Here is a 26537-nt window from a genome sequence, read left to right on the forward strand (position 1 = left end):
GCTCGACCCGTGCCCGGTCAGGTGCCATGACACGACTGGAGCCTCATGCCCACGGCGCTCATCGTATTCATCGCCCTCACCGTGGCGGGACTTCTCATACACCTCTTGTGCATGCGCATCCTCGCCTGGCGCGGCGTCACGGTGAGGCGAACGAAGTTTGGCCTCACGCTGCTGTTTGACACCGCCGATGACGACGGGACGCCCGTGCGCATGCTCAACGTCAACGGGGCGTTCCAGAGCGTGGCCTACGCCACCGACGAGCTGTGGAGCGAGCTTGCATGCGAGTACCAGCGCGAGCAGGCACGCATCGTGAGCGAGCTGCCCAGGCTCTCGCGTGCGGCCGTCATCGGGGGAGGCGGCTTCTCGTTTCCCAAGTGGCTCGTGGTGCACCTGCCGCCCGTCGCCGTGAGCGTCGTGGAGATTGACGAGAAGATCATCGACATCGCCCGAGAGTCGTTCGGGCTCGCGAGGCTCGAGCGCGAGTACGCGGGTACGGGGCGCTTCGAGCTTGCCTGCGACGACGGCTGGGCGTGGCTGCGCCGCCAGGAGCGTCCCTTCGACCTCATCGTGAACGAGGCGTTCACGGGCAGCAGGCCGCTGGGGCCGCTCGCCTGCGACGAGGGCGCAGCCACGATCCACGAGCACCTTGCGGACGGTGGAAGCTACCTCGCCACGCTGCGGTTTCCCCTCCGGGGCCGCAAGAGCCAGAGCATGTACGAGACCATCGAGACGTTCTCTCGCGAGTTCGCCCACGTCTGGCTCGTGCCCGAGTATCCGGATGACCCCACGCATCCCGGCAACAACACGCTCGTGGCGAGCGACGTCGACCTCGTGACGGCCGGCTGCGAGCCACTGCGCGGATACGAGTGGAGTGTGGACGTCACTCGCCCGTGACGCAGGTGGTCATAAGTCCCCCGGATGGCTAGTACTCGGCGGCGACGCTGCGCCCTGCCTCCATGGGCTCGCCCGCAGCGGCATACTTTTGGACACGGGAACCCTCTGGCACGGAAAGCAGCACCACGATCACGGACGTGTCGAAGCCCCTCTCGGCCAGCAGGCCATGGTCGAACGTGACGAGGGCGTCTCCCGCACTCACGCGCTGCCCCTTCTCGGCCGTCGGCAGAAAGCCGTCTCCGCCAGCCTCGACCGTGTCGATGCCCACGTGAACCATCAGCTCAAGGCCGTCATCGGCGCGCAGGCCGTATGCGTGGCCCGTTGGGTACCTGGCCGTGACCTCGCCGGAAACCGGCGCCACGACAACGTCGGAGTCGGGCGTCACGGCAAAGCCATCGCCCATCATCTTCTGGGCAAACACAGGGTCTGCCACATCCTCGATGGGCACATACGTTCCGCTTACCGGCGCGAGCACCTTGTGCATCGGCTCCCCCATCCCTCGCCTTGACGATACGTTCGTATCGTACCCGAGGGCTCCCTATGCCGCCGCCCCGGTTGCGTCAGCGCCCCTACAGGTACCCAAGGAACGCCTGCGCCGCCAGGCTCAGGTCTGCCGTACGGCGCCTGACGAGGTAGAGCTCGCGATGGGCGGGCGTCGCCAGGTGGCGGACGTCGAGCGAGAAGCCCGTGCGCTCGAGCGCAAGACTCGGGAGCAGCGACACGCCCAGGCCCGCCTCGACCATGGCGAGAATGGCCGTGATGTTGCTCGTCTCGCAGTTGATGCGCGGGGCTTTGAGCTCGCGCTGGAGCAGCGGCGCCGTCTCGGTGTCGGCGATGAAGCGCTCGCCAAGCAGCATCTCAACCGGGATGCTTGCCGGCTCGGGCGCAAAGTGGCCGGGCGGGGCCACGACCACAATCTCGTCCTTGTCGTACACGGAGGAGATGAAGCCCTGGTCCTCGAGCCTGTTGGGAATGAACGCCAACTCAACGGCGCCGCCCAGCAGCAGCCTCTCGGCCTCGCCATACGTGCACTCGTTGATGTTCACCTCGACGCCCGGGTGATCTGCCGAGAAGCGGCCGAGTGGCCCGGGAAGGCGCATCGCCACGACGCTCGACGGCGCCGCCATGCTCACGCAGCCGTCCTCAAGGGCACTCATGCGCGAGACGCGGCGACAGAGCGCGGCGCTCGCCTCGCAGAGGGCGCGTGCGTCCGGCAGCAGACGCTCGCCATCGCGCGTGAGCGAGAGCATGGGGCCATGGCGGTCGAACAGACGCACTCCCCAGGACTGCTCGAGACTCGCCACCGAGCGGCTCAGCGTCGACTGCGCCACGCCGAGCTCCTCGGCGGCACGAGACATGCTGCCAAGCCGGGCGGCAGCCTCGAACGCGCGGACCTTCTGAACGCTGGAATCCATACCCCTCCGTCACAACGAAAGCGGGCCCGCCGGCCCGCGACGCAAAGCCATCTCTACCCACATGGAGGCTCCCCGCCGCAGACGTTTCCGCGACGGGGAGCCAAAGGCACGCGAGCGGCTGGGGTGAGGGGCCGCCCCAACCATGGCGGGCGCCGCCGGCGAAGGGGGTTGCCGACGGCGCCCGGAAAAACGGGACGCTACAGGGCGCCCTTGATGACCTTGTCGCCCTCCTTCATGATGACGTCCATGTTCTCGGGCGTGAGGTCGTGGATGTTGCGGGCCACGTCGCCGCGAACGACGAGCAGGTCAGCGAGCTTGCCGGCCTCGAGCGAGCCGAACTCGTCCTCGTGATGGACCATCTTGGCGCCGTTGAGCGTGGCAGCCTTGATCGTCTCGAGCACGGGGATGCCCGCCTTGTCCACGAAGTCGTACATCTCGTCGATCGTGACGTAGCCGTACGGGGTCACGAAGCTGAACGAGTCGGAGCCGATCGTGAGCGTGACGCCCAGCTCGTTGGCGCGGCGCAGGTTGGCGTAGGTGCGCTGCAGCTCGCGCTCCACCACGGTGTCGCCAGGGAACTTGGCGTTGGCCTCGGACTCCTCAGGCGGGTAGGTGGCGTACCAGGTGGGAAGGAAACCGATCGTGGGCGTAAAGAACGTGCCCTGCTCGGCCATGAGGTTCATGGTCTTGTCGTCAAGCTCAAAGCCGTGGATGAGCTGCTCGGCGCCAAAGCGCACGGAGTCATAGGCGGCGCTCACGGAGTTGTAGGAGTGGCTCCACAGCGGGATGCCCGTGAGCTTGCACTCGTCGGCCACGGCCTTGATCTCCTCGGTGCTCATGAGCTGCCTGCGGCCGGAGTCCCAGCGCCAGATGCCGCCGCCCGTGGCCCAGATCTTGATGGCGTCGGGGTTCTCGCGCAAGCGCAGGCGCACGGCGTGGCGCAGCTCCCACGGGCCGTCCACCTGGTCGCCCCAAGGGTGGGAGTCCTTGCTCACCTGAAGCGGCAGCTTGTGAGAGTCTCCGTGGCCGGCCGTGCGGCAAAAGCCCAGGCCAGTGGCGTAGATGCGCGGGCCCTTCATGACGCCCATGTTCACGAGGTCACGAATCGCGATGCCGTTGCGGCCAATCTCGCAGACGGTCGTGAGGCCGTGGGTGAGCGCGTCGTAGGACTGCTTCACGGCGCAGGCCTGCTTCTGGGCGGGCGTCTCGATGACCCAGTCGTTGTCGTCGTCGGTGAGGTTGCCCGAGAAGTGGAGGTGCGTGTCGATGAGGCCCGGCATGACGGTCTTGCCCGAGCAGTCCTCGACCTCATAGCCCGCCGGAACCTCGGTGCGCGGGCCCGCGTAGGCGATCTTCTTGTCGTCGACCAGGACGAGGGAGTCGTCCACGGGAGCAGCGCCCGTGCCATCGACGAGCCTGCCACCAACGAATGCGTACTTGCCCATGATGATTCCTCCAAACACAACGATCCTGTCTGTTACCTGCTCTTTATTGCCTGCACGCCGCGTGGCGCGCCCAAAGCCTCACTGCTTGGTGGGACCAGTCGCACGCCTTGACCCAAACAGCGCCAGGATCACGAGGCCCGCGACGAGCCAGCCGATCGTGATGGCCCACTCGATGCCAGAGAGCGCCGCCGGCGAGAAGGGCACGACCATGAGCGCGATGATGGCCAGACCCGCGACGATGGCGCAGCCGATGCCAAGCTTGCCGCCGTTGACCTTGTAGGGGCGCGGCAGGTCGGGCTCGGTGCGGCGCAGCTTCCAGCACGCGAATCCCGCCATGGTGCAGGCGAAGATGAAACCGAGAGAGGCCACGTTCGTGAGCGGCACGAGCATATTACGGCCCAGGAACGGACCCACGAGCGTCAGCGCGCTCATGACCATGACGGCCTTCTTGGGCACGCCGGACGTGGGGTCGATCTGCGCGAAGCTCTCCGGCAGCATCTCCTTGCGACCCATGGCGAGCATGAGACGGCTCGACGCGCCAAAGAACGAGTTCATGGGGCCAAGGGGACCAAGCGTGGCGATGATGAGCATCGCGATGTAGAAGAAGACATTGATGCGCTCGAGGACGGCGAGCGCCGGCACGGAGCTGCGCACGAACTCATGCCAATCAACGATGGTGCCAAAGCTGTAGATGCACACGAGATAGAACGCGCCAGACGCGAGCAGCGCGATGGCCGGGATGAGGCCGAACTTCTTCCAGTCGATGTTCTCGGAGGCCTCCTCGGCCTGCTGGGGAATCGTGTCGAAGCCCGCATAGAAGAACGGCGTCATGACGAGCACGGCCACGATGCCGCCGATGAGGCTCGTGGCCTCGGTGGCGCTGCCGCCCGCGGCATCCGTCACCTGCGAGAAGACCGGCGCGGCGTTCTCCGGCGAGCCGGTCATGAAGCTGATGAGCATGGCGAGCACCATACCCGCGAGCAGCGCCTTGGTGAGAAAGCTCGACAGCTTGGCCGCCGCGCCCGCTCCACGCAGGTTGAGGAAGATGACGAGCGCCGCGAACGCGAGCGCGATGACCGTGGGCCACAGGTAGACGTCTGCGCCCAGAATCGTGTAGAGCTTGACGCTTCGAAGCCACGCGAGCGCCGGGAACTCCGCAAAGCGATCCGTGAGCAGCGTGGAGATGGCGATCGCCTCCCACGGGCACAGCGGGGCGTTGCCCAGCAGCAGCATCCAGCCGGTGACGAAGCCCATCTTGCGACCGAACGTGCGGTCCACGTACTCGATGATGCCGCCCGAGATGGGGATGGCAGCCGTGAGCTCGCCGAAGCACATGCCGATGGGAACGAGGAACAGCGCCCCGATGGCAAACGCGATCATGGCCGGCACGGGACCCCCGCCCAGCACCATCCAATCGCCCACGAGCAGCACCCAGCCGGTGCCGATGATTGCGCCAAAGCCGATGGTGAAGAAGTTGAACAGCGTGAGCTCCTTCTTCATGCCGCCGGCCTGCGCCTCCTTTCCAGCCATGCCAGTCTCCCCTCTGACGCGCCCTTGCGCTTCCGTTGCCCCCCATTCTTCTCCGCCGGGCCCAACGGGGCGAGGCGGGCGGCACCCCTTTGCCCGCGAGCGGCAAGACGCGGGCCGAGAGTGGGCCTCGTTAGCCACAGCAAACATCGAGGAAACGGAACATGGGTGCGCAACTTCTGCATAGTTGCAGGTAGACGCGACGTGACTACCCGTAAGCTAGCTGCCGCAAATAAATGACGCCACGTCACTTGTATTGGTCGCCCCCAGCGCGGATAATCGTGCCATCACGCGACGCACGGGGAATCGCGCCGCTACACACGCACAAAGGGAGAGGAAGCCATGGAACCCTCAAAGGTGTACTTCTGCGACCTTCACACGCACATGGGAGACGGTCTTCCCAACAAGCTCAAGCGCCTCATCAAGAGGGCGGGAATCGGCCAGATCGACTTCGAGAACAAGTTCGTTGCCATCAAGATGCACCTGGGCGAGCCGGGCAACCTCAGCTACCTGCGCCCCAACTACGCCCGCGCCGTCGTGGACGTGGTGCGCGAGCTGGGCGGCAAGCCGTTCATCACGGACTGCAACACACTCTACGTGGGCGGACGCAAGAACGCGCTCGACCACCTCGACTCCGCCTACGCCAATGGCTTCAACCCGTTCCAGACCGGCTGCCACACGATCATCGCCGACGGCCTCAAGGGCCTCGACGAGGTCGAGGTGCCCGTGGCGGGCGGCGAGTACGTGAAGAACGCCAAGATCGGCCGCGCGATCATGGACGCGGACATCGTCATCAGCCTCACGCACTTCAAGGGCCACGAGCAGGCCGGCTTCGGCGGCGCCATGAAGAACCTCGGCATGGGCGGCGGCTCGCGCGCCGGCAAGATGGAGCAGCACTCCGCCGGCAAGCCGGGCGTCAACGCCGAGGCTTGCATCGGCTGCCGCCAGTGCTCCAAGATCTGCGCGCACGGCGCCTTCTCGTTTGACGAGACGCGCGAGCACGAGTTTGCCGGCGGCCGCGTGCGCGAGGTGAACGTGGCCCGCATCGACCATGACAGGTGCGTGGGCTGCGGCCGCTGCATCGCCGTGTGCAACCAGGACGCCATCAAGCCCGGCTACGCCGCCGCCGTCGAGGTGCTCAACTACAAGATCGCCGAGTACACGAAGGCCGTCGTGGACGGGCGCCCGAGCTTCCACATCAGCCTGGCCATCGACGTCTCCCCCAACTGCGACTGCCACGACGAGAACGACAAGCCCATCGTGGGCGACATCGGGATGTTCGCGAGCTTTGACCCCGTCGCCCTCGACCAGGCCTGCATCGACGCCGTCATGGCCCAGCCCGCACTTCCCGACACGGAGCTCACGCGCATGCGGCACAAGCTCGAGGCCGCCGGCGAGCTCGACGAGGCCCATGCGCACGACAAGTTCTACGTGACGCATCCTGACACGGACTGGAAGAGCTGCATCGACCACGCCGAGAAGATCGGCCTGGGCACGCACGAGTACGAGCTCATCGAGGTCAGGTAGGCTAGGCCTCTGCGCTACCGCGAGCGGCGCCACAGCAGATACGAGTAGCCACAGCACGCCACGGCAGCGCCAACGGTAAGGGCCAGCGACGCAGCCAGGCCAACGGCACCGAGGTCCATGACGCCTTCCGCAATGAACGCAAGCCCGCAAACCATGAAGCACACCCCGCCAAAGCGCTGCGTGCGGCGCCAGTTCTCGGCGTCTTCCAGGGCCCAGGGCGTCTTGATGCCAAACGTGTAGTTCTGCCTCACGCGCGGCAGGTAGTTGCCAAGCGCCAGGAGCATGACGCCAACGAAGACAGGGACTGCCAAGCCCACGGCGCGCTCGGAGGGAAGCCAGCCCAGCGCCGCGGCCTCCGTCGTCCACGTCATCGCGATCATGAACAGCGTGAACAGGGTGACAAACCCCTGATAGACCCTTCCGGACTTCGCATACGCCCCACCCTTGGGATCGATCCGCGGCACAAGCCAGAACAGGCCGAGAAGCACCAGCGGCAGCGCGTCGAGCAAGAGGGCCATCCGCTTGTCGCTCCAACCGTCCACCTCACCCGATACCCCAAAGTGGGTCGGAACGACCTCGGGCAGCGCGGGGAAGAGCGCAAGATGCGCAATGAGGCTCACGAGGCACAGTGCGGCGAGTACCGCCAGGCAACGCTTGCCAACGGGATTGCTATTCGTGTTCATTGTTCGTCCTCCCTGGGTGCGGCAAACCCCATGAACCACCCGATGAGATCCTGCATGACCGTGGTGTTGAGGCTGTAGATGATGTTCTGCCCATGGCGCTCGTCCGTCACGAGCCCCGCGGAGCGCAGCGTCGCCAGGTGATGGCTGAGCGACGGCTTGCTGATGTCAAAGTGCTCGGCGAGCTCGCCGGCCGTCATGTCATGGTCACGAAGAAGCTCGAGAATGCGCCTCCGCGTGGGGTCGCTCAGCGCCTTGAAGCCCTCGCCTGCCATTCCACGCCTTCCATCTCGTTATTTAGACGATTAACTAATTATCGAATCATTATAGCGAGACACACGAGAATTGCAATGATCTTGTTCGGCATCTTATGAGAAGCGCCATATGGGCCCGTCTGTACAAAACGGACGCAATCCGCACGCCGCGCCGCATGGGCACGCAAGGGGGCGCGGCATACAAAAAGGCCGTCGGCACAAAGCCGACGGCCTCACAATTCGATGGTCGGGTTGACTGGATTCGAACCAGCGACCCCCGCGTCCCGAACGCGGTGCTCTACCAAACTGAGCCACAACCCGTTGCAGAAGTGAATTTTACCAGACTTCTTCCGCCTTGCAAACGAGAAGTTCTAGGAGTTCTCGCGCATCGCGGCGCCGCCCACGCGTGTTGCCCAGGCGCGCCAGCCATGATCCTCGCGAGCGCGCGCAGCGATGGCCTCGGCAGCCTTGTCGCTTTCGCACAGCGCAAACGAGCAGGCGCCCGAGCCCGTGACCTGCGAGGCCAGGACGCCGTCCTGCGCGGCAAGCCACTCGCTCACGGCACGGACGTCCACGCACAGGGATTCGGCCGAGGGCGCGAGGTTGTTGTAGAGCGCCGCCGCCATCGCGTCGACATCTCCCCTCTCGAGGGCCTCGCACGCAGGCGCATAGCTCGCCGGCTCCTCGCCAGAGGCATCGAACTCGTCGTACGCCTCCTTGGTGGAGACGCCGTCCGCGGTGGGCATCACGAGCGCGATGGGGGCGTCAAACTCGGGGAACACGCGCTCGAGCACGTCTCCGGCACCCAGATAGAGACCAGGGCGGCAGTCGAGGAAGAAGGCGACGTCCGCGCCCACGCGTCGAGCCACGGAGACTACGCGCTCATCGCTTGCGGAGATGCCCCAGCGGCATGCCAGCGCGCGAAGCACGGCACCGGCGTCCGCGGACGACCCGCCGAGTCCCGCCTTCTCGGGGATGCGGGCCACGACGTCAATCCTCACGTTTGGCTCCACGCCCAGGGCGTCGGCGAGCATCGTGGCGGCACGCCAGACGGTCGTCTTCTCGGGGGCAACCTCAAGAGCCGGCTCATGGTGCACCACGAGCTCGGGCGCGTCCTCGACCGCCACCGTGTCACACAGCGCCACGGGTACCATGACCGAGTCGACCCGGTGATAGCCGCGCTCGTCCCTGCCCCGGTGAATGCCCAGGTGCAGGTTGACCTTGCACGGCGTCTCTATGACCTGGCAACTCGGCATGCGCAGGCGCTACTCCTCGGTCTCGGCAACGACGTAGTCAAACAGGCGCTCGCCCGTCTCGGCATCAAAGAGCTCGACGGTACCCGTGAGGACGTCGACGTACTGGTAGGACTGGCGGGCCTTGCGGCCACGACGCTCGTCGACCTCGAGCTGGAAGAGGGACGGATATGCCATGACGAGCGTGCCCGTGCGCTCCACGATGCGAGAACGGCCCATGTTGGCCTTGACCTTGAGGCGCTCGCCCTGGAGGCTCGCGAGCTTCTCGTGGATCTCATCGACCCTGTTGACGGAGGGGACTTCGGTTTCCATGCCATACTCTCTATTCTGCGGCACGCCAAGGCCAGCCGCGTCCGATGGGCACGGGGCAAAATCGGCAGACTTCCGCACTCTGCATTCATACGAACGATTATCGTACTGTGTGGACAATCAGGCCTCAAGGCCCCGGGGAAAGGAACGCAGAATGAACATGGAGCGCGTCTCTCGCGTCATGGACAACCTCGAGAGGCTCGGCATGGGCCAGGTGCTCGTCGCGGACCCGATGTCCATCTGGTACCTCACGGGCTACTGGAACGTTCCCTACGAGCGCTTCTACGCGCTCTACCTCGCTCGCGACGCCAAGGCCCGCACGACGCAGGCCACGCTCTTCTGCAACCGCCTGTTCCCGGACGCCTCGCAGACCGGCGCACGCGTCGTGACGTTCGACGACACCGAGGACCCCGTTGCCCTCGTGGCCGAGGCCACGCGCCACGGCGAGCCGCTTGGCGTCGACAAGGTGCTCGCAGCCCGTTGGCTGCTGCCGCTCATGGACGCGCGCGTGGCGAGCGAGTTTCACCTGGGGTCGCCCGCCGTCGACGACGCCCGCTCCATCAAGGACGCCCGCGAGCTTGACCTCATGCGTGCCGCGTCGGCCACGAACGACCAGGCCATGGCCTGGCTGCGCTCCCAGCTGCACGAGGGCGTCACGGAGCACGAGATCGCAAGCGGCCTTCTCGCCGAGTACCGCCGCCTGGGTGCGCAGGACCACAGCTTCACGCCCATCGTGAGCTTTGGCGCCAACGCGGCAGATCCGCACCACGAGCCGGACGGCACGCGGCTGCGTGCGGGCGACGTCGTGCTGTTCGACGTGGGCTGCAAGCGCGACTCGTACTGCTCCGACATGACGCGCACGTTCTTCTTTGGCGCCGAGCCCAGCGAGCGCGACCGCGAGGTCTACGAGACGGTGCGCCGCGCCAACGAGGCCGCGGAGGCCATCGTTGCCCCCGGCGTCACGTTTGCCGAGATAGACCTCACCGCGCGCCGCATCATCGAGGACGCCGGCTACGGCAGCTACTTCACGCACCGGCTTGGCCACCAGATCGGCCTTGAGGACCACGAGCCCGGCGACGTCTCCTCCACCCATGACGAGCCGGTTCGCCCGGGGCAGTGCTTCTCCATCGAGCCAGGCATCTACCTGCCGGGCGAGATGGGCGTGCGCATCGAGGACCTCGTCATCGTCACCGAGAATGGCTGCGAGGTCATGAACGCCTATCCCAAGCAGCTCACCGTCATCGAGTAACGCGATCGGGCCCAAAGGCGTCAGACACCTTTGGGCCCGCGAGACGCTATGCCCCGAGCACGTACCTCTCGATGGCCCACGCCGCGCCGTCCTCGTCACACGGGGGCGCCACGACGTCGGCGGCGGCCTTCACATCATCTGCGGCCTGCCCCATGGCCACGCCCAGGCCGGCATGCACGAGCATGTGGACGTCATTGCCGCCGTCACCGATGGCCATGCACTCGGCCGGCGTGATGCCCAGGCGCTCGCAGAAGGCATCGATGGCATCGCCCTTGCCGCGCCCGCGCTCCACGACGTCCATGAACGCGGGAGACCAACGGGCGCTCTCGAGGCCCGGGATGTCCCCGAGAAGCTCGACATCAAGCGAGGGGTCGCAGTCGACGACCATCTGCAGCACGGGGTTGGCCCCCACGACGGACCAGTCTCGGACGCGACCGTCCCTGCCACCCCGACGCGACTGGTAGCGCACCGACTTCTCGAGCTCCTCGGGGGAGCCGCAGAAGTAGATGTCATCGGGCTCGGTGAACGTCATGGACAGGCCGCGCCTCCTGCACGCCGTCGAGAACGCGGCAACGTCGGCCGGGTCCATGGGCGACATGTGGATGAGCTCGCCGTCCGCCATGCAGCAGTACTCGCCGTTGGCCGTTGAGTAGCCGTCAAAGGGAAACATCGCGTCGACACCGATGCCATCCTTGTAGCGGCCCGTGACGATGAACAGCGACACCCCACGCTCGCGGGCAGCAGTGAGCGCGGCGAGCGTGCGCTCGTTCATGCGCCTCTCGTTAAAGCGGACGAGCGTTCCGTCGATGTCGAGAAAGACTGCCTTGATAGCCAAACTCGCTCCCCTCTCGCAAAATGGCCCGGGGCGCATGGACGTCCCGGGCCAGCAGGTCAGATGCACGCCTCGATTTTAGTAGAGGCCCTCGCACAGGGAGAGGGCGGCGTCGTCGCAGACGACGAACACGTTGGGGTGAAGCTGGAGGATGGAGGCGGGGCAGGTGGGCACGATGGGGCCGAAGCACATGTCGCGGACAGCCTGGGCCTTGTTCTCGCCATTGGCGACCACCAGGATGCAGCGGGCGTTCATGATCGTCTGCGTGCCCATGGTGTAGGCCTGGCGGGGGACGTCCTCCTCCTTCTCGAAGAGGCGGGAGTTGGCCTCGATCGTGCTCTCCGTGAGGTCAACGCAGTGCGTGCCCTTGGAGAACTCGTCGGCCGGCTCGTTGAAGCCGATGTGGCCGTTGCGGCCGATGCCGAGAAGCTGCAGGTCGCAGTAGCCGGCCTCGGCAACCATGCGGTCATAGTCGGCGCATGCCGCGTCGGCGTCGGTGTTGGCACCGTCCGGGACGTGGACGTTGGCTGGGTCGATGTTGACGTGGTTGAAGAGCTGGTCGTTCATGAAGTAGTGGTAGCTCTGCGGGTCCTCGTGCGTGAGGCCGCGGTACTCGTCGAGGTTATAGGTGCGCACCTCGGAGAAGTCCAGCGAGCCGGACTCGTACTTCTTGATGAGGCCCTGGTAGGCACCGATGGGAGTGGTGCCCGTGGCAAGGCCCAGCACGCAGTTGGGCTTGAGCTGGATCTGGGCGGCGAGGATGTCGGCGGCCTTGCGGCTCATGGCCTCATAGGTGTGGCAGTTGATGATTCTCATGGCGCGTCCCTTCTCTTGTGTGGCGGGACGCGTCTCGCGCCTCGCCTGCGGCCCGCGTCGGCCGCAACCAACGTGAGACGCGGCCACCAGGGCGAGGTCGCGCAGCTATGAGGGTGTCTCGCCGCGTCGGGGCCCCTGCCCATCCACGGTGGACTGGGGCGTTGCCCCAGACATTGCCCATGATGCCGCCCTCCCGGCGCGCATTCAAGCACGATTGGGCGAGCGGCATGCAATGGAAGCATCAGCGTCCCAAGGAGGGCATGTGAACACGTCCCAGGGGGGGTCAGACGCCTTTGGGACGGCGGGCGGCAGGCGTCGCGCTACGAGAGCTGCCTCGCAAGGTCGGCGAGGGCATGGGCGCGGTGCGAGATGGCGTTCTTCTCGGACGGCTCGAGCTCGGCCATCGTGCGGCCGGGCGTCTCAGCGGGCCAGAACAGCGGGTCGTAGCCAAAGCCGTTCTCGCCCCGCGGCTCGCGCCCGATCATGCCCTCGCAGTCACCCTCGCCCGTGAGCACCATGCCGTCCGGGTAGACGAGCACGACGCTCGAGTGAAAGCGGGCCGTGCGCCCGGCGTCTGCCACATCCTCCATCTCGCGCATGAGCTTTGCGTTGTTGCGCGCGTCGTCACCGTGGACGCCGGCCCAACGGGCGCTCATGATGCCCGGCTCGCCCGAGAGCGCGTCCACGACGAGGCCGGAGTCGTCGGCGACGGCGGGAAGGCCCGTCTCCTCGCAGGCAGCCTGGGCCTTGATGACGGCATTTTCCGTAAACGTGTCGCCGTTCTCGACCGGATCGGGGAAGTCACCGAGCTCGCCGAGCGCATAGAACGCCACGCCCGGCATGACGGGCGCAAGAATGGCCTCGATCTCGGTGACCTTGTGGGCGTTGCCCGTGGCGACCACGACGGTGGCCTTGGGGTCGAGCGTGGAGATGTCGATGCTGGGCATGGATGCTCCTTTGTCGAATGTGACCGGCGGCGGTGGCAGTTGGCCACGACACCGCTGTCACGGCTAGGCAGAAAAGCCAGTGACCTCGTCCTGGAGGGCGCACAGGCGCGCGATGGCAGGCTCGGCCATGTCGAGAAGGTCGTTCAGCTGCGCGCGCGAGAGCGTGGAGCGCTCGCCCGTGCCCTGGATCTCCACGATGCCGCCGTCTGCCGTGCCCACGAGGTTGAGGTCGACGTCCGCGTGGCTGTCCTCGGGATAGTCGAGGTCAAGCAGGGGCACGCCGCCAACGATGCCGGCCGAGATAGCCGCGACCTGCCCCATGAGCGGCAGCCTCTTGATCTTGCCCTGCTCGACGAAGCTCATGAGCGCGTCGTGCAGGGCCACCCAAGCGCCCGTGATGCTCGCCGTGCGCGTGCCGCCGTCGGCCTGGATGACGTCGCAGTCGACCGTGATGGTGAACTCGCCGAGGTGGTCGAGGTCGCACACGGCTCGCAGGCTGCGGCCAATGAGCCGCTCGATCTCCATGGAGCGTCCCTTGCGGCCCTTGTACTCGCGCTTCGTGCGCGACGAGGTCGAGGCGGGCAGCATCGCGTACTCGGCCGTGACCCAGCCCTTTCGGCTGGCGCGGCGCCACGCGGGCAGCGACTCCTCGATCGTGGCCGTGCACATGACGCGCGTGTCGCCAAACTCGGACAGGCACGAGCCGTGGGCGTTCTTCATCACGTCTCTCGTCAGCTTGACGGGGCGCATCTCGTTGTTCGCGCGGCCCTCGGGACGGCGCTCGTCCGGCGTGTACATGGCAACTTCCCTTCTCGCAGGCGCGCCCGCGCCCGCACGACCTTGAATCTTCTCGCCCGGCGCTGCCCCTAGCGGGCGGCCAGGGCCTCGAGCGTCTCGAGCTCGATGTGCTCGATGGAGTCAAGCGGGTGCCCAAAGATGAACTTGCCCGCCACGGCAAACGAGGTGATGTCGTCCGACGTCGTGGCAAAGCGGTACTTGGGCTCGCCCCCGGCGCCGAGGTCGGCCGTATCCGGACCGGCAAGCTCGCCGCGCCTCTCGAGAATCTCGGCCACTTCGCGCGCGGTCTCCTCCGCCGAGCTCACGGTGCGCACGCCCGGCCCCAACGCGGCAGAGATCTCCCTCGCCAGCAGCGGGAAGTGCGTGCAGCCAAGCACGACGGTGTCCACGCCGTGGCCCATGAGCGGCGCGACGTTTCGTTGCGCAAGCTCCCTCACCTCGGCCGTGTCGAACACCTCGGGGTTCTCCATCCAGTCGTCATGCAGGTATGTGCCGGAGGCGAGCTCGCGCTCCACCAGGTCGACGAAGCTTCCCGCGGGGGCCTGCGTCACGTGGACGCCGGCGTCGAGGTTGTGGATGGCGCGTTCGTAGGCACCGGAGTCCACCGTTCCCTGCGTGGCGAGCACGCCCACGCGACGGGAGCGCGTGGCCTGGATGGCCGCGCGGGCGCCCGGCTCGATGACGCCGATGACGGGCACGGAGAGCGTTCGCTGGATGACGTCGAGGCCCGCCGCCGTCGCCGTGTTGCACGCGATGACGACGAGCTTCACGTCATGGCGCTCGAGCCAGTGGCCAACCTGGCGCACGAACAGGCGCACCTCGGCCTGTGGGCGCGTGCCGTAGGGACAGCGCTTCGTGTCTCCCACGTAGTAGATCGACTCGTCGGGAAGCCTGGAGGCGATGGCGCGCGCAACGGTGAGGCCACCCAGGCCCGAGTCAAAGATGCCGATGGGCTTGCTCAGAGACATGCGACCTCCCCAGTGTCGCGGCGAGGCGGGCGCCTCGCGATATGAGAGGGGCCGAGGAAGGCTGCTGCACTCCCCGGCCCACGGACTCGTTGGTGGGCGATGAGGGATTCGAACCCCCGGCCTTGTGCGTGTAAAGCACCTGCGCTAGCCACTGCGCCAATCGCCCGTAATCACCGGAAGTTTAGCACAGGGCGTGGGATGGGCGCGAGAAGGCCGCCGCGTATACTGGTATCCAGTGAACTCACACGCGCCCGCCCGCGGGCGCTCGCCAGCAAAGGAGAGACGCGCCATGCTCTGTGCCCCCACCACCCTGCTCGGGCTCTGCTCACTTCTCGAAGACCAGGGAATCCTCGTCCGGGGCATCGAGGACGAGGCCGACGCACCCGTGACCGGCGCCGCCTGCGACTCCCGCTTTGCCCGCGAGGGCAACGTCTTCTTCTGCAAGGGCAGGGCGTTTCGCACCAGCTACCTCGCCTCTGCGCTCGAGGCGGGCGCCGTGGCATACGCGTGCGAGCAGGACCGCGCCGACGAGCTGGCCCAGGCGGCACCGGGCGCACCCGCGATCGTCGTGAGCGACATGCGCCGTGCCATGGCGCTCGTCTCGGCCCGCGCGTTCGGCAGGCCAGACCTCGACGTGCCCCAAGTTGGCATCACGGGCACGAAGGGCAAGTCCACGACGGCCTACATGCTGCGCTCCATCATCGACGCGGCGGGCGGCACCCGCAGCTGCGGCATCATCGGCTCGATCGACACCTATGACGGGATCGAGGACGCCGAGTCCACCAACACGACGCCCGAGGCGCCCGACCTGTGGCGCCACCTCGCCAACGCGCGGGACGCGCAGCTCTCCGCCATGGTCATGGAGGTCTCGAGCCAGGCCCTCAAGTACGACCGCACGCTCGGCGTCCAGCTCGACGTTGCGGCCTTCCTCAACATCGGCTCCGACCACATCTCGCCCGTGGAGCACCCTACGTTCGAGGACTACTTCGCGAGCAAGCTGCGCATATTCTCGCAGTGTCACCGTGCCGTCGTGAACCTGGGCACGAGCAACCTCGAGCGCGTGCTCGACGCGGCCCATCGCGGCGCCGCAGGAGACGGGCACGACGCACCGAAGCTCGTGTGCGTCTCGGCGGCAGGCCCCGAGGCAGTCGAGTGCGGCAGCTGCGACATGGTGTTTCCCGACATCTGGGCCACCGACGTCGAGCCACGCGGCGCCAGCCTCGCCTTCGTCGCCCACGGAACGACGGCAGACGGCCACCCCACGAGCGATCCGGCCGAGAAGGCCTGGGAGCTGCCCGTGGTCATCGGCTTCCCCGGACTGTTCAACGTGGAGAACGCACTCGTGGCCATCGCTTGCGCCGAGCTTCTCGGCATCGACCGCGCCTTCATCGCGCAGGGTCTTGCCAGCTGTCGCGTACCGGGGCGCATGGAGCTCATCGGCAAGCCGGAATCCCAGGTGCTATGCGTCGTGGACTATGCCCACAACGCCCTCTCCTACCAGAAGTTCTTTGCCTCCATGGCCAAGGAGTTCCCCGGCAGGCGCATCGTGGCGCTCATCGGCGCGCCGGGCGGCAAGGCCTACGAGCGGCGCGTCGAGCTGCCCCGCGAGGCGGCACGCTGGGCCAGCCACATCGTCGTGGCCGAGGAGGACCCGGCGCACGACTCCAACGAGGGCATCTGCCGCGAGATGGACGCCAACGTACCCGCCGACGCCACGCTTGCGGACGGCACGCCCGTGACGCACGAGTATGTGCTCGACCGCCAGCAGGCCGTCGCGCGCTGCCTTGACGTGGCGCTCTCCTATGGGCAGCCCGCGCTCGTGTGCCTGCTTGGCAAGGGTGATGAGACGCTCATCCACCGCGGCGACGAGTTCCAGCCCATGGTGCCGGACGGCGAGGCGTTCAGGAGGGCCGCCGCCGAGCGCGGCGTCGAGCTGTAGGGAGCAGACATGACCCATACCACCTTCCCCGAGAGGCCCACCGGCGAGCTCGCGGAGCGGCTGCGCAAGGTTCGCTACGTCATCACGGACGCGGACGGCACGATGTTCACGGGCGCCAAGGCAACCGTGAACACGGCCGGCGAGCCCTGCGCCGAGCTCGTCCAGACGCTCGTGGAGCTCACGCGCGCCGGGGTCTCCGTCATCCCGTGCACGGGCCGCAACCGCGCCATGATCATGGAGGACGCCCGCGTGCTGGGCTTTCCCGGTTGGATCGCCGAGATGGGCGGCGTGCTGTGCACCAAGCAGGCAAGCCAGCCCGAATGGCACTACTTCTGCGGGCGCATGCCCTATGAGGAGGGCTGCGGCAAGACTCCCCACGACGTCATCTGGGAGACGGGCGTCATAGACGAGATGCTCGAGCGCTGGCCCGGGCATCTCGAGACGTATCACGACAACGGCATCGGCTTCGAGTACCGCGAGGTCACGGTTGCCATGAGAGGAGACGCCCCCGAGGACGAGATTCAGGACATGCTCGACCACTGCGGGCTGCCACTCTACCTGTCCGACAACGGTATGGTCGACCACATCTCCGGCGACAGCACGCTCGAGTGTGACCGAAGCCACCCCCAGGGCATCCACACCTACCACGTGACGCCTGCCGGCGTGAGCAAGGGCACGGGCATCGTGCGGTTCGTGGAGCTCGCGGGCCTGGCTCCCGAGGAGGTCCTCGGAGCCGGCGACTCTCCCGCAGACTGCGTCATCGCCGATGCCGTGGGCACGTTCCTGTTCATGTGCAACGGACTGGGCCACGAGCGCGCCGAGGAGGAACTTGCCGCACGCGACAACATCCTCGTCTCCACCAAGCGCGCCACCGACGGCTGGGTCGCCGCCATGCGCGGCCTCCTCGCCGCCAAGGAGTAGGCCCAGATAGAAAATGCCGAGAGCTGCAAATCGGACGCTTAAGGGGCTGCCACCCTGCCCCAACTGTCCGATTTGCAGCTCTCGCACTCTTTCTTTCCGGCAGAAGCACCCAGCCGCGAGGCACAAGGAGAGCCCCAGGCTCCGGAGCGGACATTCCGCAGGCCGTAAGGCCGAGGACGTCCGCGAGGAACCTGGGGCTCTCCGCTGAGATGAATCGAGGCGAACTTAGAAGTCGATGTCCGTGTCGTAGTAGCAGGCCTTCAGGATCTTCTCGAAGTCGGCGGCCTTCGTCTCACGCGGGTTCTCCGGCGTGCAGGCGTCCTGCTCGGCGTTCGCGGCGATCTCGGGCAGCTTGGCGAGGAACTCCTCCTCGGAGACCATCTGCGGGTGCTCGTCGTCGACCTTCACGCCGCCGTTGGCGTAGTCCTTGATGGACTGCGGGATGTTGAGCTGGTCGTTGAGGTCGCGGACCTTCTGGACGAGCGCGGCGATGAGCTCCTCGTTCGTCTCGCCGGGAAGGTGCAGGACCTCCTTGGCAACGTAGGCGTAGCGCTCGGCGGCACGCGGGTCCTTGGAGTTCCACTGGATGACCTTGCCGAGGTACATGGCGTTGGCGGCACCGTGGATGATGTGGCCGTTCTCGAAGGCGGCACCGGTCTTGTGGGCCATGGAGTGCACGATGCCGAGCAGGCCAGAGGAGAAGGCGATGCCGGCGATGCACTGGGCCTCGTGCATGTGCTGACGGGCCTCCTTGTCGCCCTCATAGGACTTCGGGAGCCACTCGACGATCTCACGGATGCCGTGAAGGGCGTTGGCGTCGGTGAACATGGACGCGAACGTGGAGACATAGGCCTCCATGCAGTGCGTCAGGGCATCCATGCCGGTGTGGGCGCAGAGCTTGGCGGGCATGGAGTAGGTGAGCTCGGGGTCGACGATGGCGACGTCCGGGGTGATGTTGAAGTCGGCGAGCGGGTACTTGATGCCCTTGGCGTAGTCCGTGATGACGGAGAACGCGGTGACCTCGGTGGCCGTGCCGGAGGTCGAGGAGATGGCGCAGAAGTGGGCCTTCTGGCGCAGCTCGGGGAAGGAGAACGGCTGGATGATGTTGTCGAAGGACTCCTCGGGGTACTCGTAGAAGACCCACATGGCCTTGGCGGCGTCAATCGGGGAGCCACCGCCGAGGGCGATGATCCAGTCCGGCTCGAACTCGCGCATGGCCTCGGCGCCCTTCATGACCGTCTCGATGGACGGGTCGGACTCGACACCCTCGAACAGCTTGACCTCAAAGCCGGCGTCCTCGAGGTCCTTCTGGATGTCCTGCAGGAAGCCGCCACGACGCATGGAGCCGCCGCCGGAGACGATAATGGCCTTGGAGCCCTTGAGGTTCTTCACCTCGTGGCGGGCGCCCTCGCCGAAGTACAGGTCACGCGGATTGGTAAAACGACCCATGTTGTTTCCTCCAATTCATGGTTCCGACCACCCCTGTGGCCGGCATCCGACGGCGTGAGGCCGCCGGCTCTCCCCGTTGTGGCGCGCGACGCATGCCCGCGCCCTGACCGAGACTGGGACCTGGAACCCCTCCATGCGCCAGCCCGGCACCGCAAGCGACAAAGCCCCTGCTCGCGGCAATCCACCGTACATTGTATCCGGCACTTTTCTCCAGAAGTCATACCTTTCTGCGACCGTTGCAAAACCAACCGCCTGCAGAAAATCACCCTTCGCCGATTTACGTTCCCAGTTGACCTTGTTCCACTGGACATCTCGCTGAATGCGCAATACAGGCGGGCGGCGGCACCACCATGGCACCGCCGCCCGCGCTAGCTGCTGTTTTGGCTTGGCGGCAAGACCCTACAGGTTTGCCGCCTCGATGGCCTCGACCGCACGGCGCAGACCATCTGGGGGCAGGACAAGCGCCATGCGCACGAAGCCCTCGCCCGCGGGACCAAAGCTCGCGCCCGGCGTCACGATGACGCCGGCCTTCTCCATGAGCTCAGAGCAGAAGGCAACGGAGTCCATGCGGCCATGGGGCAGGCGTGCCCAGACGAACATGGAGCCATGGGCGTTCGGGCGCTCCCAGCCGATTCTCTCGAGGCCGTCACACAGGGCGTCGCGACGCTCCTGGTACTTGAGCTCCTGCTCGTGAACGGAATCACGCGGACCGGTGAGCGCGGCGATGGCGGCGTGCTGGATGGGCAGGAACATCCCGTAGTCGCTCTGGGAGCGAATCTTGCGCACGGCGGCAACGACGTCCGGACGGCCCACGAGAAAGCTGATGCGCGCACCCGTGACGTCAAAGGACTTCGACAGGCTGAAGAACTCGACGCCCACCTCGGACGCGCCGGGGTTCTCGAAGAAGCTGTGACCCTCCACGCCGTCATAGATGATGTCGCTGTAGGCGTTGTCGTGGACGATGAGGACGTCGTGCGCCTTCGCGAACTCGATGATCTGGGCATAGACCTCGGGCGTACCCACCGAGCCCACGGGGTTGGCGGGAAGCGACACGATCATATACTTGGCGCGGTCCGCGACCTCATCGGGAATCTCGGCGACGTTGGGCAGGAAGTTGTTCTCGGTGTTGAGGGGGTAGAAGGCGAGCTCTGCGCCGGCGATGAGGGCGGAGGCGCGGAACAGCGGGTAGCAGGGGTCGGGCACGAGCACGAGGTCGCCCTCGTCGACGAGCGCCGAGGACAGGCGGCCCATGCCCTCCTGCGTGCCGTTGCAGCTCATGATCATGTCGGGGGTGAGGCCGGTGACGCCAAAGCGGTCGGCATAGTAGTCGATGACGGCCTGGGTGAGCTCCGGCAGGTCATGCAAGGCGTACTTCCAGTTGTTGGAGTCCTTCGCGGCCTCGATGAGGGCATTCTTCACATGCGCGGGCGGCTCGAAGTCCGGCGTGCCCACGGACAGGTCGATGACCTCGCGGCCGGCAGCCTCCAGCTCGGTGCGTCGGGCGTTGAGCGAGGCGAACACCTCGTCGCCAAATCGGTCGAGTCGCTTGGAGAACTGCATGGTGAAACCCCCATCGTTGCATGGGCACGCCGCATGGCGCGCGTTCGTACGAGGAGTGATTGTACGCCGCGTGAGTTCGGGGCGCAGCCCACGCGCCTAGCGGAGCGCCTCGAGCAGGGCCTCGCAGCCGGCACGGACGTCACGGTAGGTGTCGTCGAAGTTGCCCGTCCACCAGGGGTCGGCCACGTCACGGACCGAGCCGTCGCGAAGGCGGGCTCGGGGGCGAAGCGGCGAGTCCTCGGGGACGTACGAGAGCAGCTTGGCGCACTTGTGGTCCGGGTCTCCCGAGAAGATGCGGTTGAGCGACCAGCCGTTGTCCTCGTCCATATAGACGACGAGGTCCCAGTTGCCGTACTCACCGGCGCGCACGCGGCGGGCGCGATGCGCAAGCACGGGGACGCCCACGGAACGCAGCTTGGAGACGGTACCGTGGTGCGGCGGGTTGCCGCGCTCCTCGTCGCTCGTGCCCGCCGAGTCGATGACGAACTCATCGGCTCGGCCGGCGCGGCTCACGAGGTCGGTCATGACGAACTGGGCCATCGTGGAGCGACAGATGTTGCCGAGACAGACGAACAGGATGCGGTGCATGGGCCTATCCCTCCTCGATGCGCAGCGTCGAGCCGCTGCGTCCTCGCTCGACGACGATCTTGCGGTCGATGCTCGCGCGCAGCTCGTCGACGTGGCTGATGATGCCCACGAGCTTGTTGCTGTTCTCGGCACCCGTGAGCACGCGCACCGTGAGGGCAAGCGATTCCTGGTCGAGCGAGCCGAACCCCTCGTCCACGAACATCGTGTCGAGCTCGATGCCGCCGGCATGTGCCTGCACAACGTCCGAGAGCCCAAGCGCCAGCGCAAGCGACGCCTTGAACGTCTCGCCACCCGAGAGCGACGAGGCGTCACGGGGCTTGCCCGTGAACGAGTCGAGGACGTCGAGGTCAAGGCCCGTCTGGGCCGCACCGCCGCCACGGCGCTCGCCCTTGTGACGCACGAGCTCGTAGCGGTTCTCCGTCATCGTGGAGAGACGCCTGTTGGCCGCCGCGAGCACGCGGTCGAACCAACGTGCTTGCAGGTAGGTCTCGAAGCTCAGGCGTTGCTTGCCGGCAAGGCGTCCCGTGGCCGTACGCGCGAGCGCGTCCATCTCGGCATAGCGGGCCGCAACGTCACGGGCACCCTCGCCAAGCCTCTCGAGCTCGCCCGCGAGCCGGTCGTTCGAGCCTGCCCGCGCCGACACCCGGGCGCGCTCGTCCTCGACGGCCGTCTGCGCCTCGCGAGCGGCAGACAGCTCGGCCGAGACCTGGCTCGCATCGACGTCTCCACCCTCGCTCAGATGTCTGACCTGCGCCACGATCGAGTCCACGCGCTCGGTGAGGCGTGTGACCGCATCCTGGGCAGACGCAAGCCTCTCGTCCGCCGCTCGCTTGGCCGCGTCAATCGCCTCGATCTCCCGGACAACCCTCGCGCGTTCGCCCTTGAGCTCCTCGGCACTCGCATGCGAAAGGCCCGCACGGATAGTGCGCACCGTGGCTGCGGCGTCCGCCTGGCGCGAGCTGGCCTGGGCCTCGCCCGCAGCCGCCTCGTCGCAGGCAGCAGCCAAGGCAGGACGCCCGGCCTCGAGCCTCGAGACGAGCTCCCTCGCAGACTCCAGCCTCTTCGCCTCCGCGCTCGCCGTCGCAAGCGCCTTCTCGGCACGCGACAGGCACGCCCGGGCCTCCTCCACGCCAGCGCGCGCAGCGCCCTCGTCCGCCTCGACGAGCGTGGCCGCATACTCGCGACACGATGCCTCGGCGTCCGACAGCTGGCCCCGCGCCTCGTCACAGGCGGTGCGAGCAGACTCGAGCTCCGCAGAGAGCGCCACGGACTTTCTCTCAAGACGGGTGACGAGAGCTTCCGCATCCCTCAGCTCGCCCACGCGTCCCTCTGCCGCCTTGGCCTCTCCCTTGGCAGCCTCGAGGTCGCGAGCAAGTTCCTTTCCCTTTGCGAGCAGCTCGTCCGAGCTCCCATGGCTCTCGCGCTCCCGCGCAAGCTCCGCCTCGCATGCCTCGGCGTTGGCAAGGGCAGACGAGGCCGCGGCGGACGCCTCGGTTGCCTGCGCGGTCGCGCGATCGAGCGCGGCGGCCGCCGCATCCACCTGCTCCTGCGTGGGAACCTCGCTCGCAAGGGCCGCGGGGTGCGGATGCTCAAGCGACCCACACACGGGGCAGGGCGCGCCAAAGGCCAGCCCGCGCGCAAGCACGCCCGCCTGGCCGTCAAGGAAGGCGCGCTGCCTGTCGGCATGCGCGGCACGGGCCTGCTCCATCTTGGCCGCGCTCGCGGCATAGGCGCTCCTTGCGTCCTCGAGCCTGCGATTTGCCTCGGTCAGCGCCTTCTCGCGATTCGTCGCGCTCCGATACCAAAGGCGAACGTCGTCGACCTGGCGCGAGAGCTCGTCGCGAGCGGAGCGAGCGCGCTCGAGCGCCGCGGGGGTATCCTTGAGCCCATCGCGCTCATCACGTGCGCGCGCAAGCTCCTCCGCAAGATCGCGCGAAGCATCCTCAAGGCCCGTCAGGGCGTCCTGTGCGCCCGCGGCGGCGGCGCGCAGCGCAGGCAGTGCTGCTCGCCTGCGAGCGAGCTCCGTCGCGCCATCAAGCGTCTTTCTCGCCTCATCGAGCAGGCGCGCGGCCTCGGACCTCTCGGCCTGGGCGCGAGCGAGGGCGGCCGGCGCGTCCGAGAGATTCGCGGCCGCGTCGCGGGCCGCCACGAGGCTGGCATCGGCCCGGTCCAGCGCACCACGCGCGCCCTCGGACACCCGTCGGGCCTTGCTCAGGTCAGACTCCGCGCGACGCTCCTCGTCCTCGGCGCTCGCCAGCTCGGAGAACCTCGAGAGCTCCTGCTCCATCACGGCCGCACGGTCCGCAAGGCGTCGGCGCTTATCCGCTCGCCCGTTCTGCTCGTCAACAGCCTCGAGGGCCGGCTCCACGGCAGCGCGGGCACTCTCAAGCTCCTCCCTCGTCCCACGCAGCTCGACACGCTGCCGCTCGAGCTGGCTCGCGCGCTCGGCAAGCCCGGAGAGGCGCCCCACCTCGGCCGCGCCCCGAGCCCGCTTGGCCTCGAGGCATGCAAGCTCCGCGTCGTCCTCGGCACCCTGCTCGCGCAGCAGCGCAAGGGCGGCGTCTGCGTCGGGCGCCTCGGAGTCCACGAGTCCCGCGAGGCGCCCGGTGCGCTCCTCGCCCGTCACCTGAATCGTGGGAACGAGGGCAAGCAGGAGCTCGCGAGTGGACTTGGCCTGGTCCTCGAGCTTGTGGCTGCGCGCAGCCAACGCGTCCTGGAACTTGAGGTAGGGCTGCGTGCCAAAGAGCTTGCGCATGATGGCGGAGCGCTCCTTCGTGTCCGCCTTGAGCAGGCGACGGAAGTCTCCCTGCGCGATCATGACGATCTGCGAGAACTGGTTGCGGTCGATGCCGAGAAGCTCATCGATTGCCTTGTCGACGGCGCGTGTGCCCGTGACGGGCGGCTCCCCCTCGTGGCTGAGCGTGGCGTCGGCCAGTTGCGTCGCCATGCCACTGCCGCGCTTCTTGGGGCGCTCGTACTCCGGGTTGCGACGTATGACGTAGCGCCCCCCGCGGTGCTCGAACTCGAGCTCAACGTACGTCTCAGCACCCGGGGCCGCAAAGTCGCTGCGAAGGCTGCGCGCCGTGCGGTCTGTGCCGCTCGCCACGCCATACAGGGCAAACGATATGGCGTCGAAGATGGTCGTCTTGCCCGCGCCCGTGTCTCCGCAGATGAGATAGAGGCCCTCGCCGCCGAGTCTCTCGAAGTCGACGGTCACCTTGCCCGCGTAGGGCCCGAACGCGCTGATGGTAAGCTTGGCTGGTCTCATCTAGAGCGCCTCGATTCGCTCGAGCTCTTCCGTCACGGCCGCGAGCTGCCCCTCCGTGAGGCCGCTGCCGTTCTGCTGCTCGTAGAAGTCGCAGAACAGCTCGAGCGGACTCGCCGAGTCGGCGGCGGGCGCGGCATCATCGGCGATGCCCGCCGCACGGGTGCGCGCGTTGTCGTACTCGAGGCTCATGACGTTGGGGTAGACGTTGCGCAGGCGAGCCATGGCGTCCACCTCGGGATTCTCATCCGTGAGCACCGCATAGAGATAGTCCTCGCGGCTCACGTCGCTCGCACCCGCCACCTCGGGCGATACGAGCCGCTCAAGCGGGCCTCGGACGCGGCGCAGATCATGGAGGGGAACGAGGGGAACGAGTTCGGTGCTCGGCTCCACGCCAGCCTCTCCCAGCTCCACGAGCACGGCGGACTTCTGCCCACGCCACTCAGAGAGCGAATACTTGAGGATGGAGCCCGCATAGCGCACCGCGTCACGGCCCACACGCTGAGGGCCGTGGACGTGTCCGAGAGCCACGTAGTCGAACGCGTCAAAGACGCTCGCGTCCACATTGTCCATGCCGCCCAGGGACAGCTCCGAGTCGCAGCGCTCGGGAGAGACGCCGCCGGCCGTCACGAACTGGTGCGCTACGGCAACGTTGCGCACCAGGCGCCCCTCGTCATCAATGCGCCGCAGGTCACAGGCATCGATTGCCACGCGCAGGGCATCCGTGTAGTTCGAGATCTGCTCGTCTGGGAAATAGTGGCGCACGGTCGAGATGTGCAGGTAGGGAATGGGCCACACGTCCACCGCGCCACGCTCGTCCGCAAGGCGCACGGGCTCGATATGCCCGTCGTACACCGGAGCGACATGAATCCCCTGGCGACCGAGAAGGCCGGATGCGTAGGCCACGCGCTCCGCGGAGTCGTGGTTGCCGGGGATGACCACGGCCTGGGCGCCCGTTGCCGCCAGGCTCTCGAGGAACCAGTCCACGAGCGCCACGGCCTCGGCGCTGGGCATGGACTTGTCATACAGGTCCCCGGCGACAAGCACCACGTCAACCCCGCGCTCGCTCACGAGCCCCACCACCTGCGACAGCACGTGACGCTGGTCCTCCAGCATGGAGAACTCGCAGACGCGCTTGCCTATGTGCAAGTCCGCGATATGCAGAAGCCTCATGGCGCCTCCCGATTCCGGCCGCCCGCCTTTTGAACGATTCTAGGGGCTTATCCTGACAATAAGTGCACCCGTCCGAAAAGTGGCCAAAGCGCACTCGCCACCAGCAACCAAAGGAGAGCCCATGGCGTTCATCGACCTCGCACGCAACCGCTACTCGGAGCGCCGCTTTTCCCAAACCCCCATCGAGCCCGAGAAGATCGACCTCATCCTCGAGGCCGGCCGCGTTGCCCCCACCGCGCGCAACAGGCAGCCGCAGCGCATCCTCGTCGTCCAGAGCCCCGAGGGGCTCGAGAAGATCGACCGCTGCACGGACTGCCGCTTCGGCGCACCAGCCGTGCTCGTGCTCGCCTACGACATGACCGTGGCAAGCAGGCATCCCGACGTCGTGGACTTTGGCGTCGTGGACACGAGCATCGTCGCCACGCACATGATGCTGCAGGCCAGCGAGCTGGGCGTCCACAGCTGCTGGGTGGGGCTCATCGACCCAAGCGAGCTCAGGCGCCAGTTCTCGGTCCCAAGCGACTTCCGCATCATCGGCGTCATGCCACTCGGCTACCCCAGCGAGCGCAGCCACCCCACATCGCTGCACGCCCGCCGCCATGACGCCAGCGAGCTGTTCTTCCGCGAGAGCTACGGCAGGTAGGCACCGCTTCTGACACTCGCCTTGGCCTGCGCCACACAACTTAAAAGTTGGAATACCACTTATAAGTTGTGGTGCCACCGCATGT

At 67.0% G+C, this 26537-nt stretch carries 24 protein-coding genes and 2 tRNA genes; 6 read left to right on the top strand and 20 right to left on the bottom strand.

Annotated features, from left to right (window positions below; all coding sequences use genetic code 11):
* The first annotated feature begins 45 nt into the window (after positions 1 to 45).
* The gene (locus Pcatena_RS06745; protein WP_126422810.1) at positions 46 to 894 is read left to right on the top strand and encodes a spermidine synthase; all 849 of its coding nucleotides are present in this window, start codon (positions 46 to 48) and stop codon (positions 892 to 894) included.
* Between the two features lie 28 nt (positions 895 to 922).
* On the opposite strand, the gene Pcatena_RS06750 is transcribed toward Pcatena_RS06745, so the two are convergent.
* The 4 genes from Pcatena_RS06750 to Pcatena_RS06765 form a co-directional block, all read right to left on the bottom strand.
* Entirely contained in the window at positions 923 to 1390 is a 468-nt protein-coding gene (locus Pcatena_RS06750) for a PTS sugar transporter subunit IIA (RefSeq protein WP_126422812.1), read from the bottom strand.
* A gap of 73 nt (positions 1391 to 1463) precedes the next feature.
* The gene (locus Pcatena_RS06755; RefSeq protein ID WP_126422814.1) at positions 1464 to 2309 is read right to left on the bottom strand and encodes a LysR family transcriptional regulator; all 846 of its coding nucleotides are present in this window, start codon (positions 2307 to 2309) and stop codon (positions 1464 to 1466) included.
* A 197-nt stretch (positions 2310 to 2506) separates the two neighbouring features.
* Positions 2507 to 3754 (bottom strand): metal-dependent hydrolase family protein, encoded by a 1248-nt coding sequence (locus tag Pcatena_RS06760; RefSeq protein ID WP_126422816.1) that lies wholly within the window; start codon positions 3752 to 3754, stop codon positions 2507 to 2509.
* A 78-nt stretch (positions 3755 to 3832) separates the two neighbouring features.
* Positions 3833 to 5284 (bottom strand): APC family permease, encoded by a 1452-nt coding sequence (locus Pcatena_RS06765; protein ID WP_126422818.1) that lies wholly within the window; start codon positions 5282 to 5284, stop codon positions 3833 to 3835.
* A gap of 339 nt (positions 5285 to 5623) precedes the next feature.
* Between Pcatena_RS06765 and Pcatena_RS06770 the strand changes: the two genes are divergently transcribed.
* Complete coding sequence (locus Pcatena_RS06770; protein WP_126422820.1) at positions 5624 to 6808, top strand: DUF362 domain-containing protein; 1185 nt, start codon at positions 5624 to 5626, stop codon at positions 6806 to 6808.
* A gap of 14 nt (positions 6809 to 6822) precedes the next feature.
* Here the strand turns inward: Pcatena_RS06770 and Pcatena_RS06775 are convergent, their stop codons facing one another.
* From Pcatena_RS06775 to Pcatena_RS06795, 5 genes are all read right to left on the bottom strand, one after another.
* Complete coding sequence (locus Pcatena_RS06775; protein ID WP_126422822.1) at positions 6823 to 7491, bottom strand: SdpI family protein; 669 nt, start codon at positions 7489 to 7491, stop codon at positions 6823 to 6825.
* The gene (locus Pcatena_RS06780; protein WP_126422824.1) at positions 7488 to 7763 is read right to left on the bottom strand and encodes an autorepressor SdpR family transcription factor; all 276 of its coding nucleotides are present in this window, start codon (positions 7761 to 7763) and stop codon (positions 7488 to 7490) included. The genes Pcatena_RS06775 and Pcatena_RS06780 overlap by 4 nt, the downstream gene beginning before the upstream one ends.
* 223 nt (positions 7764 to 7986) lie before the next feature.
* Positions 7987 to 8063, bottom strand: a tRNA-Pro gene (locus Pcatena_RS06785).
* Between the two features lie 50 nt (positions 8064 to 8113).
* A complete protein-coding gene (locus Pcatena_RS06790) occupies positions 8114 to 8998 on the bottom strand; it encodes a 4-(cytidine 5'-diphospho)-2-C-methyl-D-erythritol kinase (RefSeq protein WP_126422826.1) in 885 nt (294 codons plus the stop codon).
* Positions 8999 to 9007: 9 nt separating this feature from the next.
* Positions 9008 to 9307, bottom strand: coding sequence for a Veg family protein (locus Pcatena_RS06795; protein WP_126422828.1), 300 nt, complete (start codon positions 9305 to 9307; stop codon positions 9008 to 9010).
* Between the two features lie 151 nt (positions 9308 to 9458).
* On the opposite strand from Pcatena_RS06795, the gene Pcatena_RS06800 reads away from it, so the two are divergent.
* Entirely contained in the window at positions 9459 to 10553 is a 1095-nt protein-coding gene (locus Pcatena_RS06800; protein WP_126422830.1) for a M24 family metallopeptidase, read from the top strand.
* A 46-nt stretch (positions 10554 to 10599) separates the two neighbouring features.
* On the opposite strand, the gene Pcatena_RS06805 is transcribed toward Pcatena_RS06800, so the two are convergent.
* The 6 genes from Pcatena_RS06805 to Pcatena_RS06830 form a co-directional block, all read right to left on the bottom strand.
* On the bottom strand, positions 10600 to 11388 hold the full coding sequence (locus Pcatena_RS06805; protein ID WP_172596405.1) for an HAD family hydrolase: 789 nt from the start codon (positions 11386 to 11388) through the stop codon (positions 10600 to 10602).
* Between the two features lie 75 nt (positions 11389 to 11463).
* On the bottom strand, positions 11464 to 12201 hold the full coding sequence (gene nagB / locus Pcatena_RS06810; protein WP_126422834.1) for a glucosamine-6-phosphate deaminase: 738 nt from the start codon (positions 12199 to 12201) through the stop codon (positions 11464 to 11466).
* 320 nt (positions 12202 to 12521) lie between these two features.
* Positions 12522 to 13148, bottom strand: coding sequence for an RdgB/HAM1 family non-canonical purine NTP pyrophosphatase (gene rdgB, locus Pcatena_RS06815; RefSeq protein ID WP_126422836.1), 627 nt, complete (start codon positions 13146 to 13148; stop codon positions 12522 to 12524).
* 63 nt (positions 13149 to 13211) lie between these two features.
* Positions 13212 to 13946, bottom strand: coding sequence for a ribonuclease PH (rph, locus tag Pcatena_RS06820; RefSeq protein ID WP_126422838.1), 735 nt, complete (start codon positions 13944 to 13946; stop codon positions 13212 to 13214).
* A 68-nt stretch (positions 13947 to 14014) separates the two neighbouring features.
* On the bottom strand, positions 14015 to 14914 hold the full coding sequence (gene murI / locus Pcatena_RS06825; protein WP_126422840.1) for a glutamate racemase: 900 nt from the start codon (positions 14912 to 14914) through the stop codon (positions 14015 to 14017).
* A 90-nt stretch (positions 14915 to 15004) separates the two neighbouring features.
* Positions 15005 to 15080, bottom strand: a tRNA-Val gene (locus Pcatena_RS06830).
* Between the two features lie 123 nt (positions 15081 to 15203).
* Here Pcatena_RS06830 and Pcatena_RS06835 point away from each other — a divergent pair.
* On the top strand, positions 15204 to 16853 hold the full coding sequence (locus Pcatena_RS06835; RefSeq protein ID WP_126422842.1) for a Mur ligase family protein: 1650 nt from the start codon (positions 15204 to 15206) through the stop codon (positions 16851 to 16853).
* A gap of 9 nt (positions 16854 to 16862) precedes the next feature.
* Positions 16863 to 17774, top strand: coding sequence for an HAD family hydrolase (locus Pcatena_RS06840; protein WP_126422844.1), 912 nt, complete (start codon positions 16863 to 16865; stop codon positions 17772 to 17774).
* 225 nt (positions 17775 to 17999) lie between these two features.
* Here Pcatena_RS06840 and Pcatena_RS06845 read toward each other — a convergent pair whose 3' ends face one another.
* The 5 genes from Pcatena_RS06845 to Pcatena_RS06865 all read right to left on the bottom strand — a co-directional run bounded on the left by Pcatena_RS06845 (position 18000) and on the right by Pcatena_RS06865 (position 25809).
* Positions 18000 to 19223 (bottom strand): iron-containing alcohol dehydrogenase, encoded by a 1224-nt coding sequence (locus tag Pcatena_RS06845; RefSeq protein ID WP_126422846.1) that lies wholly within the window; start codon positions 19221 to 19223, stop codon positions 18000 to 18002.
* 399 nt (positions 19224 to 19622) lie between these two features.
* A complete protein-coding gene (locus tag Pcatena_RS06850) occupies positions 19623 to 20783 on the bottom strand; it encodes a pyridoxal phosphate-dependent aminotransferase (RefSeq protein WP_126422848.1) in 1161 nt (386 codons plus the stop codon).
* Between the two features lie 96 nt (positions 20784 to 20879).
* On the bottom strand, positions 20880 to 21371 hold the full coding sequence (locus Pcatena_RS06855; protein ID WP_126422850.1) for a low molecular weight protein-tyrosine-phosphatase: 492 nt from the start codon (positions 21369 to 21371) through the stop codon (positions 20880 to 20882).
* A gap of 4 nt (positions 21372 to 21375) precedes the next feature.
* Complete coding sequence (locus Pcatena_RS06860) at positions 21376 to 24639, bottom strand: AAA family ATPase (RefSeq protein ID WP_126422852.1); 3264 nt, start codon at positions 24637 to 24639, stop codon at positions 21376 to 21378.
* A complete protein-coding gene (locus Pcatena_RS06865) occupies positions 24640 to 25809 on the bottom strand; it encodes an exonuclease SbcCD subunit D (protein WP_126422854.1) in 1170 nt (389 codons plus the stop codon). It lies immediately after the preceding gene.
* 121 nt (positions 25810 to 25930) lie between these two features.
* On the opposite strand from Pcatena_RS06865, the gene Pcatena_RS06870 reads away from it, so the two are divergent.
* Positions 25931 to 26452 carry a nitroreductase family protein gene (locus tag Pcatena_RS06870; RefSeq protein ID WP_126422856.1) on the top strand — a complete coding sequence of 174 codons (522 nt, stop codon included), beginning with the start codon at positions 25931 to 25933 and terminating at the stop codon, positions 26450 to 26452.
* Positions 26453 to 26537 lie beyond the last annotated feature (85 nt).

Source organism: Parolsenella catena (assembly GCF_003966955.1).
Classification (GTDB): domain Bacteria; phylum Actinomycetota; class Coriobacteriia; order Coriobacteriales; family Atopobiaceae; genus Parolsenella; species Parolsenella catena.

Bases quoted from the DNA above. Each gene is read 5' to 3' on its own strand.
- Pcatena_RS06790 (WP_126422826.1), bottom strand. From the start codon at position 8,998: ATGCCGAGTTGCCAGGTCATAGAGACGCCGTGCAAGGTCAACCTGCAC.
- Pcatena_RS06745 (WP_126422810.1), top strand. From the start codon at position 46: ATGCCCACGGCGCTCATCGTATTCATCGCCCTCACCGTGGCGGGACTT.
- Pcatena_RS06845 (WP_126422846.1), bottom strand. From the start codon at position 19,223: ATGGGTCGTTTTACCAATCCGCGTGACCTGTACTTCGGCGAGGGCGCC.
- Pcatena_RS06835 (WP_126422842.1), top strand. From the start codon at position 15,204: ATGCTCTGTGCCCCCACCACCCTGCTCGGGCTCTGCTCACTTCTCGAA.
- Pcatena_RS06840 (WP_126422844.1), top strand. From the start codon at position 16,863: ATGACCCATACCACCTTCCCCGAGAGGCCCACCGGCGAGCTCGCGGAG.
- Pcatena_RS06760 (WP_126422816.1), bottom strand. From the start codon at position 3,754: ATGGGCAAGTACGCATTCGTTGGTGGCAGGCTCGTCGATGGCACGGGC.
- Pcatena_RS06850 (WP_126422848.1), bottom strand. From the start codon at position 20,783: ATGCAGTTCTCCAAGCGACTCGACCGATTTGGCGACGAGGTGTTCGCC.
- Pcatena_RS06765 (WP_126422818.1), bottom strand. From the start codon at position 5,284: ATGGCTGGAAAGGAGGCGCAGGCCGGCGGCATGAAGAAGGAGCTCACG.
- Pcatena_RS06870 (WP_126422856.1), top strand. From the start codon at position 25,931: ATGGCGTTCATCGACCTCGCACGCAACCGCTACTCGGAGCGCCGCTTT.
- Pcatena_RS06780 (WP_126422824.1), bottom strand. From the start codon at position 7,763: ATGGCAGGCGAGGGCTTCAAGGCGCTGAGCGACCCCACGCGGAGGCGC.
- Pcatena_RS06855 (WP_126422850.1), bottom strand. From the start codon at position 21,371: ATGCACCGCATCCTGTTCGTCTGTCTCGGCAACATCTGTCGCTCCACG.
- Pcatena_RS06860 (WP_126422852.1), bottom strand. From the start codon at position 24,639: ATGAGACCAGCCAAGCTTACCATCAGCGCGTTCGGGCCCTACGCGGGC.
- Pcatena_RS06770 (WP_126422820.1), top strand. From the start codon at position 5,624: ATGGAACCCTCAAAGGTGTACTTCTGCGACCTTCACACGCACATGGGA.
- Pcatena_RS06795 (WP_126422828.1), bottom strand. From the start codon at position 9,307: ATGGAAACCGAAGTCCCCTCCGTCAACAGGGTCGATGAGATCCACGAG.
- Pcatena_RS06865 (WP_126422854.1), bottom strand. From the start codon at position 25,809: ATGAGGCTTCTGCATATCGCGGACTTGCACATAGGCAAGCGCGTCTGC.
- Pcatena_RS06775 (WP_126422822.1), bottom strand. From the start codon at position 7,491: ATGAACACGAATAGCAATCCCGTTGGCAAGCGTTGCCTGGCGGTACTC.
- rdgB (WP_126422836.1), bottom strand. From the start codon at position 13,148: ATGCCCAGCATCGACATCTCCACGCTCGACCCCAAGGCCACCGTCGTG.
- Pcatena_RS06755 (WP_126422814.1), bottom strand. From the start codon at position 2,309: ATGGATTCCAGCGTTCAGAAGGTCCGCGCGTTCGAGGCTGCCGCCCGG.
- Pcatena_RS06750 (WP_126422812.1), bottom strand. From the start codon at position 1,390: ATGGGGGAGCCGATGCACAAGGTGCTCGCGCCGGTAAGCGGAACGTAT.
- murI (WP_126422840.1), bottom strand. From the start codon at position 14,914: ATGTCTCTGAGCAAGCCCATCGGCATCTTTGACTCGGGCCTGGGTGGC.
- nagB (WP_126422834.1), bottom strand. From the start codon at position 12,201: ATGAGAATCATCAACTGCCACACCTATGAGGCCATGAGCCGCAAGGCC.
- Pcatena_RS06800 (WP_126422830.1), top strand. From the start codon at position 9,459: ATGAACATGGAGCGCGTCTCTCGCGTCATGGACAACCTCGAGAGGCTC.
- rph (WP_126422838.1), bottom strand. From the start codon at position 13,946: ATGTACACGCCGGACGAGCGCCGTCCCGAGGGCCGCGCGAACAACGAG.